A 14,315-nucleotide genomic window follows, 5' to 3' on the forward strand; every position below is an offset into this window, starting at 1 on the left:
AGGAAAATGATTCCGCCCGTCGAATACGTTAAGCATGCGAGGAGGGGACCCAATGCGAAAACTTAGTACGATATTGACAGTCGCCTTGACGGCGGGAACGCTGCTCTCGGCGTGCTCGGATACGGGGAAGGAAAGCTCCGGCGTCTCCAAGGCCAATCCGGATACGCAGAACCGGCAGCAAACGGAAAGCAAGGCGGTTCCGCCCGTTCCGCCTCCGTCTGCGCAGACACCGGCCAAAGAGGAGACAAAGTCCCCCGAAGAACCGAAGAAGGAAGCGGACCCGAAGCCGGAACCGAAGCCCGATCCCGCGCCGGCGCAGCAGCAAACCGTAGCGTCGCAGACATACCAGCCGCCCAAGCAATCGGGGGCGCCGACAGCGGCGGACAAGAAGGCTGTTTCCTGGTATTACATGAAGAAGAAAAAAGGCGAAGTGCCCGGATTTCCGGCGGAAATCAAGCAGCTGAAGCCGGATCAGAAGTCGGTATGGGTCGGAACGGGCAAGAAAGTGTATATGACGATCGATCTGGGCGGCGAGCTGCTCGATTACAAGACGCTGCTCAAAGCGTTGAAGGATAACGAAGTGACGGCGACGTTTTTCGTGACGGGCTACAATTTGAAAAACAACCCGGACTACATGAAGCTGCTTCTCGCGGACGGGCATACGATCGGCAATCACACGATTACCCATAAAGATTTTACTACGCTAACGGACGAGCAGGTCAAGCAGGAAATTACCGACTGGGAGAAGCTGTACAGAAACATTACCGGCAAGGAGCCTCTGAAATATTTCCGTTTCCCTTACGGTACGTACAGCATGCATCTGCTCTCGCTATTGTCCGATATGGGATATACGTCCTACTTCTGGTCGACGGCGATGAAGGATTGGGAGCCCCGCAAAAACGGTGCGGACGATGCTTACAACGACATTATCGGCAATTTGCATGACGGCAACATCATTCTGATGCATCAGGCGTCGAAGGAAAACATCGAAGCGATGGACCGGATATTGAAGCAGATCAAGAAGGAAGGCTACGAATTCGGAACGCTCGACGAGCTGCAGAAATAAGAGCTTATGTCTGCGAAGACATGCGGGCTAGCCGTAAATGAACGATGAACAAAGGAGCTTGAGCCGATTTTTCGGCCCGCTCCTTTTTTTTGTTGCGTCGAATATCCCCTGCCAAACGCCTAGGTACATTTCAACAAGCGCGCTCATATTCTAAGATGTAGTCTTTCAAACTACCGAGTTAAAGGAAGCGAGTCAACGTGCATCAAGCGATCGCCATATTGGATTCCGGTGTAGGGGGACTTACGGTCGCCAAGGAAGTGATGAGGCAGCTGCCGCAGGAGGAAATCATCTACTTCGGCGATACCGAACGGGCGCCGTACGGTCCGAGAGCCGCGGACGAAGTATTGAAATTTACAGAGCAAATCGTCAGCTACTTGCTTCAATTCAACCCGAAGATGATCATTATCGCCTGCAATACGGCGACCGCCATTGCCCTGCAGCACATTCGTTCCCAGGTGGGCATTCCGGTCGTGGGAGTCGTTCAGCCCGGTGCGAGGGCGGCGATCAAGAAGACGCGGAGCGGGACCATCGGCGTGATCGGCACGGAAAACACGATTCGCAGCGGCGCCTACCAGCATGCGCTTCAGGCAATCAATCCGCACATTCAAGTCGTCGGCTTGGCTTGTCCGACCCTGGTACCGCTTGTGGAAAAAAGGCTGTACCGCTCGAACGAAGCGAAGCAAACGGTGAGGGAGTCGCTTCGACCGCTCATGAACAGTCCGATCGACTGTTTGATTTTGGGCTGCACCCATTACCCGTTCCTCGCATCGGCCATTGCCGAGGTGATCGGCCCGCGTGTAGCGATGATCAGCTCCGCCGATGAGACGGCCCGGGAGGTCAGCGCCATTTTGCATCATAGGGGGCAGCTTGCGCAATCGGGCAAAATACCGGTTCACCGGTTTTTTTGCAGCGGCGACCCGGGCATGTTCCAAGCTATTGCCCAGGAATGGCTGGGGGAGCAAATCAAAGTGTCGCCGGTATTTTGGCAAATGACCCGATTGTCCGGAAATTGACGGGCGGCCCGGCAGCTCGTACAAAAGGCGGAGCGATTACTCGCTCCGCCTTGTTTCGGGAAACGTCCATCGGAAAAGCACAGCGCATAAGGCGCGCCAGACGGACATAAAGGAGGCAATTAAAGGGAAAGCTACGATAGCGAACGACCCTGTCGGCAGCCGGCCGAGCCATACGGAACGGAGCAGCAGCCCAAGCGGGACGGCTATCAAGCAAGTAAGCAGCGCGTAAAGAATCGCTTTCCCGATCGAGGACACCGTACGAGCCCGGTAGGTGCGCAATACGGCAACGGCGGCGATCCAGCTGAGGGCGAACGGGATGGCGGTTTCCAAAGCGGCGGGAAACGAGAACGTCATATCGTGGTCCTGCCTGCCGAGCAGGACGAACAGAAGCAAGACGAGCAAATCCCCGCCGAGGAGGATTAGCGTAGGCATTTGGGCAAGAGCTCCTTTTGATCGGCCATGCAGCCGGGTAATGATACGTATCGGACAAGCTTGCTTCCGTCCACGAGAAGATGCGAAGCGGAAGGAGGAGAGCGCATGATCCGCAAGCTGCTGTCATACAAACATTGGAGCACGGTAGTGAGCCGGGTAATCCGACTCGTCGGGTCCTCGCGAGTGCCGGTCAAGGAAAAGCTGCTTTTCGGCATTCCGGTGCTGCTGTATTGGGTGCTTCCGGACGCGATTCCGTATCTTCCGCTGGACGACATAGCCGTCACGATGATCGCGATGAATTGGTTCGCGGCCCGTGCCGAGCGCAAGTATCCGTCGTCCTCCTGACGGTCACAGCGAATGTTTATCGTATTCTTCCTCGGGCAGCCGTATCCATCTGCGCAAATACCCTTGATCATACAGCGCTTTAACCAAAATAATGAGCACCGGCGACAAAATGACGCCCGCAACGCCGAACAGCGACAGCGAAACGATCATGAACGACAGCATCGTAAAGGCGGAGACGCCGAGCGAATCGCCGGTTATTTTCGGCTCCAATATTTGCCTCGTCCCTACGACGACAACGAGCAGGACGGTTAACCAAACGGCCAGGTTGACGTTGCCGACGACGAACAAGTAAATAATCCACGGAATAAATACGGTCGATACGCCTAACAGCGGCAGCACGTCGAAGATGGCCGCCAGCAGCGCGATCGAGAACGCGTTGCCCACGCCGAGCAGCAGCAGGGCGGCGAATACGAGCACGAAAGTCAGCGTGATGAGCTTCGTCTGTGCTTTAATATAAGTCAAGATGCCCTTCAATACGTTTTCCTTGAGGAAAAAGAACGCCGTCTTGAACGTGCGGGGCGTCTTGTCCGAGGCAAAACGTTTCCACGATTCCGCCTCGATGCTGAGGAAATAGGCAAGGATGACGCCGATCGTAAAGTTAAAGACGAACGACGACACCGAGGAGAGCATGCCGAACAATCCGCCCAAAACCGTAGTTGCGAATTTGGCTCCTTTATCGGTGACAATCGTCGAATATTCCTTCGCTTTGGCGAGCCAGTCCTCCGGAATCGCATCCAGCTTCGATTCCCAATACCCCATATTGTTGAATATTTGCTCCTGCAGCGTTTTGGCGTATACGGGTATTTTCTGAATGAGCTGGTAAATTTGCGCCGTGAATATCGCGCCCGCCCCGATCAGGACGCCCAAAATAATCAAGATGAACACGAGCGTCGATATGGTCGTGGCGATCGACTTCTTCAAGCCTTTCCGGTGCATGAACCTGGCGAACGGCTCGATGATCGCGAAAATCGCGAGAGCGAGGAAGATCGGAGTGGCGATTCGGTACAAGTAGCTGAAGGCGAGCATGAACAAGTAAATCGTGAGCGCCATCAAACCGATGTCGAACACCGTCTTGTAATATTTTTTGTAAAACGAAAGCACCTGCGTCACCTCGGACATGAAATGGTTTTCTCCCCACATTTTATCGGTTTGGGGGAGGGAAGTCCACAAAAGTTAGACGATGCAGGCAAAACGTGGTATCATTTTGAAAGTGACACGTCAAACAAGGAGTGGAAAGCAATGAACGTCAAAATTACAAGAGCCGCGGCCAAGGTGCTGCTGAAAGAATTGGAATTGGAAGAAAACAACGGATTGAAGGTTCGGGTCAAGGTCGACTTTACCCACGGCAACCACGTGCATTACGCACTCGGATTGGACGAGCCGTCCGAAGATGACGTCGTAGTGGCGACCGATAAAGGGATCGACGTCGTGCTGGAGAAAACCGAAGAGATGCTCGACGGCGTCAAAATCGACTACTTGTATTTGCCTAACGAAGGATTCGTCATTACGAATCCGAGCAAAGGAAATACCGGAGACCATTAAGGGCCCCGGGATCGTGAAGAACTATCAAAGCCCGGCCGAAAGAGGAACGTAAGCGATATGGCCAACGATATACGCATTTGCGACAAATGCAAGCATATGAAAATAAAAACCGCGCTTTCGAAGCTGCAGAAGCTGGCTCCCGACGCCGACATCAAGGTCGGCTGCAAATCGTATTGCGGCCCGTGCTCGAGAGCGGCATTTATTTTCGTCAACGGCCGGTACATTACGGCACCTACCGAGGACGAAGCGATCGAGAAGGCTCGAAAGTACGTGAAGGCATAAAGCGAAGACGGCTCCATGAGGGCCGTCTTCGTGTTTTTTGCAGCGGGCTCTATTTCGGCGTATTACCGTTTCGGCTTGCCCGGCCTTCTTCTGGCCGGAGGTTTGCTGCGCAGCCTGAGCAAATAAGCGCCGTTCAGAAGTCCGGCGATACCTCCCAGGACGAGAATCGCTTGGATCCAGACGTCGTTTCTCTCATAAATGAAGACGAGCGTGGAAGTGGCGGCGAACGCTACGGCAATGAAGAGTTCGGCTATGACGAGAATAAGCATCCGGTTGCTGCGCATGATCGGTCTCCTTCGCTGTCTGTGGTCTTCGGGACGTTGCTACTATCATAACAAAAAACGGCCGCTTAAGGATACAGGGCCGGCGTTCCATGTTATATTATTAAAAAATCGGAAGGAGACGAAACGGATGGAAGCTGTCGTGGTACTTGTAGTTATAGTGCTGGTGGCGCTGCTGTGGATCGGCAGCGCTTCGGGAAGGAAAAACAAATCGGGAAAGACGAAGGCGAACAGAGCGAGGTCCGATGAGCATTCTTCCGCGTATATTTACGATAGCGGCCCAACCTCCAAGAGCGGGAAATCCCACTCCAAGGACGACGCCGATACGAACGGCGGGTCCGAGGGAGGATCGTCCTCGAACGATTCCTCCTCGGACAGCTCGTCGTCCGGCTCTTCGGATGGCGGGGGCGGAGACGGCGGCGGAGGGGGAGGCGATTAACGACCGGTTGAGGATGCGGCGGGAGCGGTTGACGAACCCGCCGCCTTGTCCTCGCCGCAGCCCCCGATCAGAGAAATGCCGAGTACAAGTAGTACGACTGCATAGGCATATGTGAACGCTTTGCTGCTCATGTCAGGTTACACCCTCTCGCGGGTCGATTCGATTTCTTCTAGAAAAGCGACGAGCGAATCGTGCAGCCGCTTGAGCGCCTCCTCCTCGATCGTCAAATGGCCCCGATCATCGCGAAGCACCTGCGAATCGACGATGTACACGCCGGACTGGAGGCGGGTCGCCCCGAGAGCCGATAGAACGGGCTTGAGCGAGTAATCGATGGACAGCAGGTGAGCGATCGTACCGCCGATCGCGACAGGCAATATCGTTTTGCGCACGAGCGCCTTCTGCGGCAGAAGATCGAGGAACGTTTTCAGCAGCCCGGTGTAGGCGGCCTTGTATACGGGAGTGGCGATCAGAACGGCGTCCGCTTGCTCCACCTTATCGATGCTCTTCAACACCTCGGGGCTGTCAAAACGGGCGTACACCAAATCGGCGGGAGGCAAATCGCGGACTTGGAGACGTTCGACATAGGCGCCGGATTGCTCAAGTATGGATTGGGCGTATTCGAGAATACCGTTCAGGCGGGAGGATACGGTCGGACTGCCGGAAATGATAACGATTTTGGACATGACAGACACCTGCTTTTCATTATCAGAGTATGATGCTGCTTCGCATAAAGACAGCGGGCGCGAAAAAAGAGGCTTTCGCCGCCCGAATCGATATCCGATCGGACTCGCGAAAGCCTCCGGCGGTCCGGTAGGCTTAAGAACTTTAACGGAATAAAGTACCTGCTCCCTGACGACCGGGACTTGACGTTCCACAAAGCCCCGGCCGTCACAGTCAGGGCGGCAATTCCGTTAAAGTTCCTTATCGGCTTTGTTGTTTCAAAGGCTCGGGACGCGCCCGGCTCTGGCTTGCGGCAGCGAAGGAGTCGAACCGTTTCCGTTCGGTCCGTTCGATTTGCACGATTTTGCCGTCATGCACGATAATTTGCACGTTGCCGTATTCCAGCCCCTTCACGCTGCTCAATATACGTTCCGCCCATACGTCATCCAATTGAACCGCATTGCTATTGCTCATCTCACATTCCTCCGTTTCATGATTCATATATTTTACTATTATTCCTATAAATATAGTTGGATATCTATGTGGGCATCTTACCATCGGCCGGCTCCCGCTGTCAATCGCCTCCGGAGATGTTGTTGGAATGGTTTAAAGATCGCTGTATGGGCCGAAAATATGCGGTTTTCGTTTGTAATTTTAATCCCGGGATCGGGGGTTTTTCATGCTTTTGTTCAAAATGGCGGAATTTTTGCGCATGTCCGGCAGCCGGTATTGCCGGTCGTCAAAGCAGCCGGGAGCGTATGCACGGTTCATTCATTAATTTTTTTAGCAAAATGACTGATATAGGTTACAATGGAATGAAGATTAAAAAAGTAGGAGTTGTCAAGATGTCCAACGATGAAGTGATTTTGACTCAAGAAGGTTTTGACAAATTAGTGGCCGAGCTCGAAGAGCTTAAAACAACAAAACGAAGAGAAACGGCCGAACGGCTCAAACTTGCAATCAGCTATGGCGACTTAAAGGAAAATAGCGAATATCATTCTGCAAAAAATGATCAATCGTTCATGGAAACCCGAATCAAGATTTTGGAGAATATGATCAGAAATGCCCGAGTAGTCCAAGCGGAGAGTTTGGACCGTACAACCGTTCAAGTGGGTTCTACAGTTATTCTCCACGATATCGAGTTTTCCGAAAATGTGGAATACACGGTTGTAGGCCCTGCCGAGGCTGATGTGACGAATAATAAAATTTCATACGAGAGCCCCTTGGGCAAGGAGCTCCTGGGAAAAAAGATAGGTACCACGATCCATGTAACCGCCCCTTCCGGATTAATTAAGTACGAGCTGCTTGAAATCAAAATCGTCTAGCAAGCGGCAGTCGAGGACTAAATTTGTCCCTGGCTGCCGCTGCTTTTATTCCATACAGCGGACCGGATTATTCAAGTAAATTCAAACAGTCCTTACTTACAGCATTACGATAAAGGTATTATGGGATGAGATAAGAAGGATCGTCAGGAGGCTGGAAACTTGCGTTTTGTCATTAGAGATGCCCATCTCGGAGATGCCGGACCGTTGATCGAGCTTAGGAAGCAATTGGACGACGTCCACGCGGAAGCGCGTCCCGACCTTTTTGCAAGCGGCTATTACTACGATGAAAACGAGATCGTCTCGCTGTTCGCCGCAGAGAAATCGAAAATCGTCGTAGCTTGGGACGGGAGTTCAAGCAGAGTGCTGGCTTATATGGTCCTGAATACGGAGAAGGCGCCGCAGTCGCCGGTATTCAAGCATCCGAGGACGTTCATCTATATCAACGATTTGTGCGTCAGTGCGGCGTATAGGGGCCAGGGCATCGGTAAGGCGTTAATGGAGTATGCAATTGCGTATGCCCGCTCGATGGACGCGGACGGGCTCGAGCTGAACGTGGCCGAGTTCAACCAAAGCGCGATCGGACTGTACGAATCGATGGGACTGAGAACCCGGAACAGAAGGATGGAGCTGCTGTTGAACGGAGGCTCGGGAGGGCCGGATGAAGATGAATGAGCAAAGCTACTTGGCCGATTGGCGGTCCGTTCTGGACCGGAGGGCTGAGGAGGTCGTAGGCCGCTGCTGCAAGGTCGAAGGGGTCAAGGTACTTATACTCGGAGGCAGTCTCGGTGGGGGCGAGCCTTGGCCGCTTTCAGATATCGACATCATTCCGATTTATGAGGACGGCTATGAGCATGCGGCGAATGAAACGATCCGGGAGCTTAGGGTGCGGCTCATAGAAGGATGGGTGCAAGAAGGGTGGCGAACCGCTCTCGATATGGGGAAGCTTTACTTCACGGCCGGTCTCGCATCGGACCTCGTCCGAGCCGAACGTTCCGCTTTCGAGTCGATGCTGGATCTGCCCTCCGTCTATTACAGCTTGGACAAAGCTTACGGGGGACGGGCGGCGTACGACCCGGATGGAATCGGCGGCGAGCTGGTCCGGTGGTTCAACCGGAACCGGTTCGAGGACGGCATCGTCAAGCTGCGGATGAATAAGCTGAGAAGCCGTTTCCTGGAAACCGAGGCCCAACTGAGTGAAGCGATCGCAGGCGGCAAGGGTTTGGAAGCGAGCTACACCTTGTACGAAGCGGTCGAGCATCTGAGAACGTATTTGCTGGAAAGCTGGAGGGAACGCGACAATTCTTTTGCCAGGCTCGGGACAAGGTTCGATCGTCTCGCGGCGGCCAAACGGTGCGGTCATCTGGCCGAACGGTTCAATGCATTGAAATCGCTGGACGACCTCGCCGTTATCCGCAGAATCGAATGCGCCCCGGATTGGATCCGCGAAAGACACAGGCTGTCGTATGGTTGCAGAAGATCGGTCGACGAAAACGTGATCGAAGTAGAAGACGCGCGCGACGTGCTAAGGGTGTTTGCCCGATACGAGATGAGGAGCTTCTTGGATCAGCAGGCTGCCAGTTACCCCGAATGGTTAGGAGTCGTGACACAAGCGGAGGAACTGCGCCGCCGGCAGCGGCAGTTGCGGGAGATTGGTCATGAAGTGCTCGAGATGAACTAGGGGGTGTCCGGTTATGGCGAGCAATTTGAAGCAGCTGTATTTTGTCCTCGCCAACGAAGATGGGAGCCGTGTATTTACTTTGCAGACTGCAAATGGGGGTTGTATCCCACTATATGAGAATGGTGTTGCGGATCATATCGGTTTTGACGATCCTGATCCTTATCTTCAATGGTTTGAACAGTGCTGCTCGATTCCCGTATTCAGACGGTATATCGTCGAATCCTCTTTTACTAACGAGACCGTAATGGTTCTTCAACGGGCCGGTACGACTACAGATCCGCAGCAGAAAGCAGACGCTGTGTGGCTATCTCATGCAGAGGCGGCCCGTATATACGGACACGATACAGTAATCCATCAAGTCCTTCTCGGATTGCCGGAGCACTACAACAAGAGCCGCATCATGCCCTGGGTTCGTCCGGAAGGATTCCAATCGTACCTCGATCCGATGATCGGGAGATTGCATGCAAGGAGCCATAGTCACGACATCCCGGAGATCAGGCAAATCAAAAACGCTTACGTCTCCACTGTTTTTCGTTGCCGAATGAACGAGCGCGATTATTACTTGAAGATTCCCACATCCGTCTTTATTCGTGAAATCGAAATTATGAAATTGATTCGGGAATGGGATGTTCTTGCGCTACCCGTATGGATCGCTGCCGATGAAGAAGGTGCGCCTGCCATCCTTATGGAAAATATGGGGGGAAGCGATCTGCCGCCGGATGCAAGTGTGGAACAACTGGCAGTCGTAATAGAGGAGTACGCACGATTCCAGATTTGCGCGATGAAACACATTGAAGTAGACAAACCTTTCCCATTCTATGACTACAGAACGTCCACGCTTACCGGGCATGTGGATACTATTGCCGAAGCGGCGCGCGAACTGCTTCAAGACTCTCCTTATCGGCTTTCGGAAGAAGAACAATCCGATCTCGTGGCGAGTTTGCCTTACTGGAAAGGACTTTGCGAACGTATTGCTTCTTATTCGTTTCCCGATTCGATCGATCACGGCGACCTTCGACCTGGTAATATTCGATTGACGGCAAACGGAATCGTTTTCTTCGATTGGGCTTGGTCGGCGGTTACTCATCCGTTTTTTAGCATTGTTTCGTTCTTGCATGTTATAAGAAGGTCCTTGTCGGATTCCGATAAAGCGTACTTACGCGATGCTTACTTGGAGCAGTGGTCCGGTTTTGGTCCTAGGGCAGCTTTATTGGAGCTTTACGAAATCATTGAGGAAGTCAGAGACCTCTATTTTGTTATTGGCGACATCCGCTGGTTAAAGGACATATGGGAGGCTCTGGAATGGAACACTCCGCAACCGGTATCTCCGGATGCTTGGACGATGGAGCGCCGTCAATATTATTTCGCTAGAGTGCTAAGAAGATTGATCAAACCCCGCTACTCTACATAAAACCGGCAAAATGGTAAATAATACCCCTGTATAAGTTGTCAAACGGGGGTATTGCTTTGAATAAAACAATATGGAGCGTTATGCTCCTCTTGATTTCTTTATGGACGGGCGGAATTTGCTCGGCCGAAGCGGATCGAGCGGAGTTTGTGTTGAAAGCGGCTTTCATCCGCAACGGAGATTTATGGCTGAAGCTGAACGGGGCGGACGAGCAGCCCGTTACGAAGGACGGCAAAGCGGCCGCTCCCAAATGGTCGCATGACGGTAAATTCGTAGCCTACGCCGCCGGCGAGCAGGCGAACGATATTTGGGTTTACAGTCTGGAGAGCAAGCGGCAGCTTCATGTGTACAGCGGAGGGGCGAATTACGAATGGGCTCCGGATAAGAACAGACTCGCGTTCCAAATAGACGGGATTCTGAATTATGCCGACGTGAGCCCCGAGCAGGTCGATCCTTTTGTAAACGTTACTCCCGGGATCTCCAATTATTCTTGGCTTCCGAACGGGAATGGCTTTCTTGTTTCTTCGTCCGCCCAATTGCTTCCGACCGGATGGACCGACGTCAAGCTGTATCTGGTTCCGGCGGACGCCAATATGGATCCGGGCAAGGCCAAGCTGCTGTTCACGCTTCCTCCGCAATCCGGTAGCTTTTTCGCTGTAGGCACCAGCGGATTCAAGTGGTCTCCCGACGGGAAATGGATATCGTTCCTGGCCATTCCTACGGCTTCGTTGTCTGCGGACAGCAACACCTTATGCGTATTGTCCTCCGACGGCAAAACGTTTCGCAAAGTGGACGAGATGCTGCATTACGAAGAATGGTTCGACTGGGCGCCGGGTCAAAACATGCTCGCCTACATCGGAGGGATCGGCAGATTCGCCATCGAAAACAAGCAGCTGAGAATTAAAGAGTTTCCGGTTATCCAAAGGGTGCCGTACACGCCGAAAGGGTATGCCGATCGGGGTTTTACGTGGGAAGGCGACAGGTTCATCACCGTATCCAGGTCGAAGGAAAGCGAATGGTCGAACGATGCCGCACTGCGTCCATTGCCGGCGTTATACCGTATCGACATCCATCGTAACGATCAGAAGCAAATAACGAGTCCCCCGGATCATAACGGCGACTTTCAACCGACCTATTTGGCTGCCGGCAAAAAGCTCGCCTGGGTCCGTTCCGACAGGGAACGCGCCGATGCATGGATCTCAAACGGCGACGGGTCCGAAGCCGTACAAGTGATTTCCGACATCGATGTGCCTTCCCCGTATTATGACGCTTGGCATTGGGACTCGGTCCTTGCCTGGTACGCCCCCGGGCGATAGCGCGCAAACAAACAAGCTTCCATTCCCGTCAGTCCAAACAATAGGCGGGAGGAAGCTTGTTTTTGTCAAATGCGAGGCTAAAGAACTTATTTTTGTTTCCACTGGGCCACTTGCGGTTTGCCGTCCGCTTTGCGGGGATTGGAAGCGGAGTCGAACCGTTTCCGTTCGGTTCGTTCGATTTGTACGATTTTGCCGTCGTGCACGATGATATGGACGCTGCCGTATTCCAAGCCCGCGACGCTGTTCAATATCCGCTCCGCCCAAATATCGTCCAATTGAACCGGAATGCTCATAACGGATCCCTCCATCATTTGTTGATTGATAAGTACTCGGCACAAACTCCGCACATTTACTTCACTTTGGGGGATTGTTTCCGGGGGCTCCCCCAAAAGTACCAGGAATCCGCTTCGAAGCTTTACTTCACTTTTGGGGGGCTAGCTATATGTTGAAGGGCAGCGGATCGGTTTTCATGCCGTTCTCCACGATGCGCGAATGCTTATCGTTGAACAAGTAGAGACGGTGAATGAGTACCAGAACTTGATCTCCGGCCTTAAGCGGATCTTTCTCCAGAGAACGGTAAGCGGATATCGACTGGGAGCCGAGCTGCACTTCTACCTGCCAGCTGTTGCCGCGGAAAAAGACGTCGCGTACGATGCCGGACTCCGCAGCCAAGGGGGTGGCCAGCTCGCCGTTTTTGCCGATCTCGACGAATTCCGGCCGGATGATCGCTTTCGCGCCCGGCAGCTCTTCCTCGAAGCCTTTCAGCTCGCCCGGGTTGTCCAACTGGCTCGATTCGCCGATAAAGCCGGCGACGAAAGGCGAATTCGGATTTTTGTAAATATCGATCGGAGAACCCTTCTGCTCCAGCCTTCCTCCGCTGACGATCATGATTTCGTCGGCGACCTCGACCGCTTCCTCCTGGTCATGCGTCACGAATATGGTCGTAATGCCGATTCTCTCGATCGTCGCTTTCAGCCAAGAGCGAAGCTCCTTGCGCACTTTTGCGTCGATGGCCGCGAAAGGCTCGTCGAGCAGGAGCAGATCCGGTTCGGGCGCCAAGGCTCGGGCAAAGGCGACGCGTTGACGCTGGCCGCCTGATAATTGATTCGGATATCGGCTCTCCAGCCCCGCTAGTCCGGTCAGCTCGACCAGATGCGAGACGCGGGCTTTTATTTCACTCTTAGACCGTTTCTTAACCTTCAGGCCGAACGCGATATTTTCGAATACGGTCATATGACGGAACAGGGCGTAGCTTTGGAAAACGAAGCCGATGCCCCGCTGCTGCGCGGGGACGTCGTTCACTCGTTTGCCGTCGATGAAGATATCGCCGGAATCGGGCGAATCGAGTCCCGCAAGCATCCGCAAAATCGTCGTTTTGCCGCCGCCGCTCGGTCCCAGCAGTCCGATCAGACGGCCCTTCTCGATGCCGAAGCTGATGTTGTCCGAGGCGGTGTACGTGCCGAATGTTTTGACCAAATTGCTCACTTCGATGTACATGCTTATTCCTCCTGATCATTTCCCGGGGGCTCCCCCAAAAGTATTCGGAATCGGCTACGAAGCATTGCTTCACTTTTGGGGGTTATTCTCGGGGGCTCCCCCAAAAGTATTCGGAATCGGCTTCAAAGCATTGCTTCACTTTTGGGGGACATATACGGTTGCCTGGTGATGCTTCCATTCGACGGCGCTTTTGACGATCAACGTGACCAGCGCTAACAGGACTAGCAAGGAGGCTACCGCGAACGATGCCGCGAACTGGTACTCGTTGTACAAAATTTCCACGTGCAGCGGCATCGTGTTCGTTTCGCCGCGTATGTGCCCGGAGACGACGGAGACGGCTCCGAATTCTCCCATGGCGCGGGCGTTGCACAAAATAATGCCGTACAGCAGACCCCATTTGATGTTGGGGAGCGTGACCCGCCAGAAGACGGTCCACCCGCTTGCTCCGAGGCTGACGGCGGCTTCCTCTTCCTGGCTGCCCTGCGCCTGCATAAGCGGGATTAGCTCGCGAGCGACGAACGGGAACGTCACGAAGATGGTGGCAAGCACGATGCCGGGCAGAGCGAATATGATCCTGATGTTGTTATCCATCAGAAACGGACCGAACCAGCCTTGCGCGCCGAACAGCAGCACGAAAATCATGCCGGAAATGACCGGAGATATGGCAAACGGCAAATCGATAAGCGTAATGAGCAGCTGCTTGCCGCGAAAGCTGAACTTCGCAATCGCCCAAGCCGCCGCAACGCCGAACAGCGTATTAAGCGGAACGGCGATAGCTGCGGTAAGGAGCGTCAGCCGGATGGCCGATTGGGCTTCCTTCTCGATGATGGCGGCGAAGAAGACGTCGGCTCCTTTTTTGAAAGCTTGGGTGAACACGGTAAATAATGGGAGTATGAGCACCAATCCGATAAATAAGAGCGCGATTGCGATAAGCAGCCATTTGACCGCGGAAGATTCGCTCGTGGCGGCCGTCCGGGGCTGGCTGGAAGGCGGTAACGTACGTGCGGCGACAGTTCCGGCCATGGAAGTTC

General features: G+C 53.6%; 20 protein-coding genes. 11 read left to right on the forward strand and 9 right to left on the reverse strand.

Going from position 1 to position 14,315, the window contains the following annotated elements:
- Positions 1-52 precede the first annotated feature (52 nt).
- A complete protein-coding gene (locus FE783_RS17860) occupies positions 53-1,066 on the forward strand; it encodes a polysaccharide deacetylase family protein (RefSeq protein WP_238403133.1) in 1,014 nt (337 codons plus the stop codon).
- A gap of 197 nt (positions 1,067-1,263) precedes the next feature.
- A complete protein-coding gene (gene racE, locus FE783_RS17865; RefSeq protein WP_138880745.1) occupies positions 1,264-2,079 on the forward strand; it encodes a glutamate racemase in 816 nt (271 codons plus the stop codon).
- A 36-nt stretch (positions 2,080-2,115) separates the two neighbouring features.
- Here the strand turns inward: racE and FE783_RS17870 are convergent, their stop codons facing one another.
- Positions 2,116-2,511, reverse strand: a complete 396-nt coding sequence (locus FE783_RS17870; protein WP_138880746.1) for a DUF3054 domain-containing protein — start codon at positions 2,509-2,511, stop codon at positions 2,116-2,118.
- A 105-nt stretch (positions 2,512-2,616) separates the two neighbouring features.
- Between FE783_RS17870 and FE783_RS17875 the strand changes: the two genes are divergently transcribed.
- Positions 2,617-2,856 carry a hypothetical protein gene (locus tag FE783_RS17875; RefSeq protein ID WP_138880747.1) on the forward strand — a complete coding sequence of 80 codons (240 nt, stop codon included), beginning with the start codon at positions 2,617-2,619 and terminating at the stop codon, positions 2,854-2,856.
- A gap of 3 nt (positions 2,857-2,859) precedes the next feature.
- Here FE783_RS17875 and ytvI read toward each other — a convergent pair whose 3' ends face one another.
- Positions 2,860-3,957, reverse strand: coding sequence for a sporulation integral membrane protein YtvI (ytvI, locus tag FE783_RS17880; protein WP_138880871.1), 1,098 nt, complete (start codon positions 3,955-3,957; stop codon positions 2,860-2,862).
- Positions 3,958-4,095: 138 nt separating this feature from the next.
- On the opposite strand from ytvI, the gene FE783_RS17885 reads away from it, so the two are divergent.
- Complete coding sequence (locus FE783_RS17885; RefSeq protein WP_138880748.1) at positions 4,096-4,398, forward strand: iron-sulfur cluster assembly accessory protein; 303 nt, start codon at positions 4,096-4,098, stop codon at positions 4,396-4,398.
- A 57-nt stretch (positions 4,399-4,455) separates the two neighbouring features.
- Positions 4,456-4,680, forward strand: a complete 225-nt coding sequence (locus FE783_RS17890) for a YuzB family protein (protein ID WP_138880749.1) — start codon at positions 4,456-4,458, stop codon at positions 4,678-4,680.
- Between the two features lie 62 nt (positions 4,681-4,742).
- Here FE783_RS17890 and FE783_RS17895 read toward each other — a convergent pair whose 3' ends face one another.
- Positions 4,743-4,964, reverse strand: coding sequence for a hypothetical protein (locus FE783_RS17895; RefSeq protein WP_138880750.1), 222 nt, complete (start codon positions 4,962-4,964; stop codon positions 4,743-4,745).
- Positions 4,965-5,091: 127 nt separating this feature from the next.
- Here FE783_RS17895 and FE783_RS17900 point away from each other — a divergent pair, with 127 nt between their 5' ends.
- Positions 5,092-5,400 carry a hypothetical protein gene (locus FE783_RS17900; protein WP_138880751.1) on the forward strand — a complete coding sequence of 103 codons (309 nt, stop codon included), beginning with the start codon at positions 5,092-5,094 and terminating at the stop codon, positions 5,398-5,400.
- On the opposite strand, the gene FE783_RS38680 is transcribed toward FE783_RS17900, so the two are convergent.
- The 3 genes from FE783_RS38680 to FE783_RS17910 form a co-directional block, all read right to left on the reverse strand.
- On the reverse strand, positions 5,397-5,531 hold the full coding sequence (locus tag FE783_RS38680; RefSeq protein WP_274381452.1) for a hypothetical protein: 135 nt from the start codon (positions 5,529-5,531) through the stop codon (positions 5,397-5,399). The genes FE783_RS17900 and FE783_RS38680 overlap by 4 nt on opposite strands.
- A gap of 6 nt (positions 5,532-5,537) precedes the next feature.
- A complete protein-coding gene (ssuE, locus tag FE783_RS17905; RefSeq protein WP_138880752.1) occupies positions 5,538-6,083 on the reverse strand; it encodes an NADPH-dependent FMN reductase in 546 nt (181 codons plus the stop codon).
- Between the two features lie 238 nt (positions 6,084-6,321).
- Positions 6,322-6,534 (reverse strand): YezD family protein, encoded by a 213-nt coding sequence (locus FE783_RS17910; RefSeq protein WP_138880753.1) that lies wholly within the window; start codon positions 6,532-6,534, stop codon positions 6,322-6,324.
- 371 nt (positions 6,535-6,905) lie between these two features.
- Between FE783_RS17910 and greA the strand changes: the two genes are divergently transcribed.
- From greA to FE783_RS17935, 5 genes are all read left to right on the forward strand, one after another.
- Positions 6,906-7,385, forward strand: a complete 480-nt coding sequence (gene greA, locus FE783_RS17915; protein WP_138880872.1) for a transcription elongation factor GreA — start codon at positions 6,906-6,908, stop codon at positions 7,383-7,385.
- A gap of 159 nt (positions 7,386-7,544) precedes the next feature.
- A complete protein-coding gene (locus tag FE783_RS17920; RefSeq protein ID WP_138880754.1) occupies positions 7,545-8,057 on the forward strand; it encodes a GNAT family N-acetyltransferase in 513 nt (170 codons plus the stop codon).
- On the forward strand, positions 8,044-9,063 hold the full coding sequence (locus tag FE783_RS17925) for a hypothetical protein (RefSeq protein ID WP_138880755.1): 1,020 nt from the start codon (positions 8,044-8,046) through the stop codon (positions 9,061-9,063). Before FE783_RS17920 ends, FE783_RS17925 begins: the two co-directional genes overlap by 14 nt.
- A gap of 13 nt (positions 9,064-9,076) precedes the next feature.
- Positions 9,077-10,474 carry an aminoglycoside phosphotransferase family protein gene (locus FE783_RS17930; RefSeq protein ID WP_138880756.1) on the forward strand — a complete coding sequence of 466 codons (1,398 nt, stop codon included), beginning with the start codon at positions 9,077-9,079 and terminating at the stop codon, positions 10,472-10,474.
- Positions 10,475-10,530: 56 nt separating this feature from the next.
- Positions 10,531-11,787 (forward strand): TolB-like translocation protein, encoded by a 1,257-nt coding sequence (locus FE783_RS17935; protein ID WP_138880757.1) that lies wholly within the window; start codon positions 10,531-10,533, stop codon positions 11,785-11,787.
- Between the two features lie 86 nt (positions 11,788-11,873).
- Here FE783_RS17935 and FE783_RS17940 read toward each other — a convergent pair whose 3' ends face one another.
- The 3 genes from FE783_RS17940 to cysW form a co-directional block, all read right to left on the reverse strand.
- A complete protein-coding gene (locus tag FE783_RS17940; protein ID WP_138880758.1) occupies positions 11,874-12,080 on the reverse strand; it encodes a YezD family protein in 207 nt (68 codons plus the stop codon).
- A 145-nt stretch (positions 12,081-12,225) separates the two neighbouring features.
- Entirely contained in the window at positions 12,226-13,284 is a 1,059-nt protein-coding gene (locus FE783_RS17945; RefSeq protein ID WP_138880759.1) for a sulfate/molybdate ABC transporter ATP-binding protein, read from the reverse strand.
- 135 nt (positions 13,285-13,419) lie between these two features.
- Entirely contained in the window at positions 13,420-14,307 is an 888-nt protein-coding gene (gene cysW, locus FE783_RS17950; RefSeq protein ID WP_138880760.1) for a sulfate ABC transporter permease subunit CysW, read from the reverse strand.
- Positions 14,308-14,315: the final 8 nt, after the last annotated feature.

Source organism: Paenibacillus mesophilus (genome assembly GCF_005938385.1).
Lineage (GTDB): Bacteria > Bacillota > Bacilli > Paenibacillales > NBRC-103111 > Paenibacillus_AB > Paenibacillus_AB mesophilus.

What these genes read in the sequence shown, in the direction of transcription:
- FE783_RS17945 (WP_138880759.1), bottom strand. Translation starts at nt 13,284, where the DNA reads ATGTACATCGAAGTGAGCAATTTGGTCAAAACATTCGGCACGTACACC.
- FE783_RS17860 (WP_238403133.1), top strand. Translation starts at nt 53, where the DNA reads ATGCGAAAACTTAGTACGATATTGACAGTCGCCTTGACGGCGGGAACG.
- FE783_RS17890 (WP_138880749.1), top strand. Translation starts at nt 4,456, where the DNA reads ATGGCCAACGATATACGCATTTGCGACAAATGCAAGCATATGAAAATA.
- greA (WP_138880872.1), top strand. Translation starts at nt 6,906, where the DNA reads ATGTCCAACGATGAAGTGATTTTGACTCAAGAAGGTTTTGACAAATTA.
- FE783_RS17875 (WP_138880747.1), top strand. Translation starts at nt 2,617, where the DNA reads ATGATCCGCAAGCTGCTGTCATACAAACATTGGAGCACGGTAGTGAGC.
- FE783_RS17910 (WP_138880753.1), bottom strand. Translation starts at nt 6,534, where the DNA reads ATGAGCAATAGCAATGCGGTTCAATTGGATGACGTATGGGCGGAACGT.
- FE783_RS17895 (WP_138880750.1), bottom strand. Translation starts at nt 4,964, where the DNA reads ATGCGCAGCAACCGGATGCTTATTCTCGTCATAGCCGAACTCTTCATT.
- FE783_RS38680 (WP_274381452.1), bottom strand. Translation starts at nt 5,531, where the DNA reads ATGAGCAGCAAAGCGTTCACATATGCCTATGCAGTCGTACTACTTGTA.
- FE783_RS17925 (WP_138880755.1), top strand. Translation starts at nt 8,044, where the DNA reads ATGAAGATGAATGAGCAAAGCTACTTGGCCGATTGGCGGTCCGTTCTG.
- FE783_RS17885 (WP_138880748.1), top strand. Translation starts at nt 4,096, where the DNA reads ATGAACGTCAAAATTACAAGAGCCGCGGCCAAGGTGCTGCTGAAAGAA.
- FE783_RS17930 (WP_138880756.1), top strand. Translation starts at nt 9,077, where the DNA reads ATGGCGAGCAATTTGAAGCAGCTGTATTTTGTCCTCGCCAACGAAGAT.
- ssuE (WP_138880752.1), bottom strand. Translation starts at nt 6,083, where the DNA reads ATGTCCAAAATCGTTATCATTTCCGGCAGTCCGACCGTATCCTCCCGC.
- FE783_RS17900 (WP_138880751.1), top strand. Translation starts at nt 5,092, where the DNA reads ATGGAAGCTGTCGTGGTACTTGTAGTTATAGTGCTGGTGGCGCTGCTG.
- FE783_RS17940 (WP_138880758.1), bottom strand. Translation starts at nt 12,080, where the DNA reads ATGAGCATTCCGGTTCAATTGGACGATATTTGGGCGGAGCGGATATTG.
- cysW (WP_138880760.1), bottom strand. Translation starts at nt 14,307, where the DNA reads ATGGCCGGAACTGTCGCCGCACGTACGTTACCGCCTTCCAGCCAGCCC.
- FE783_RS17870 (WP_138880746.1), bottom strand. Translation starts at nt 2,511, where the DNA reads ATGCCTACGCTAATCCTCCTCGGCGGGGATTTGCTCGTCTTGCTTCTG.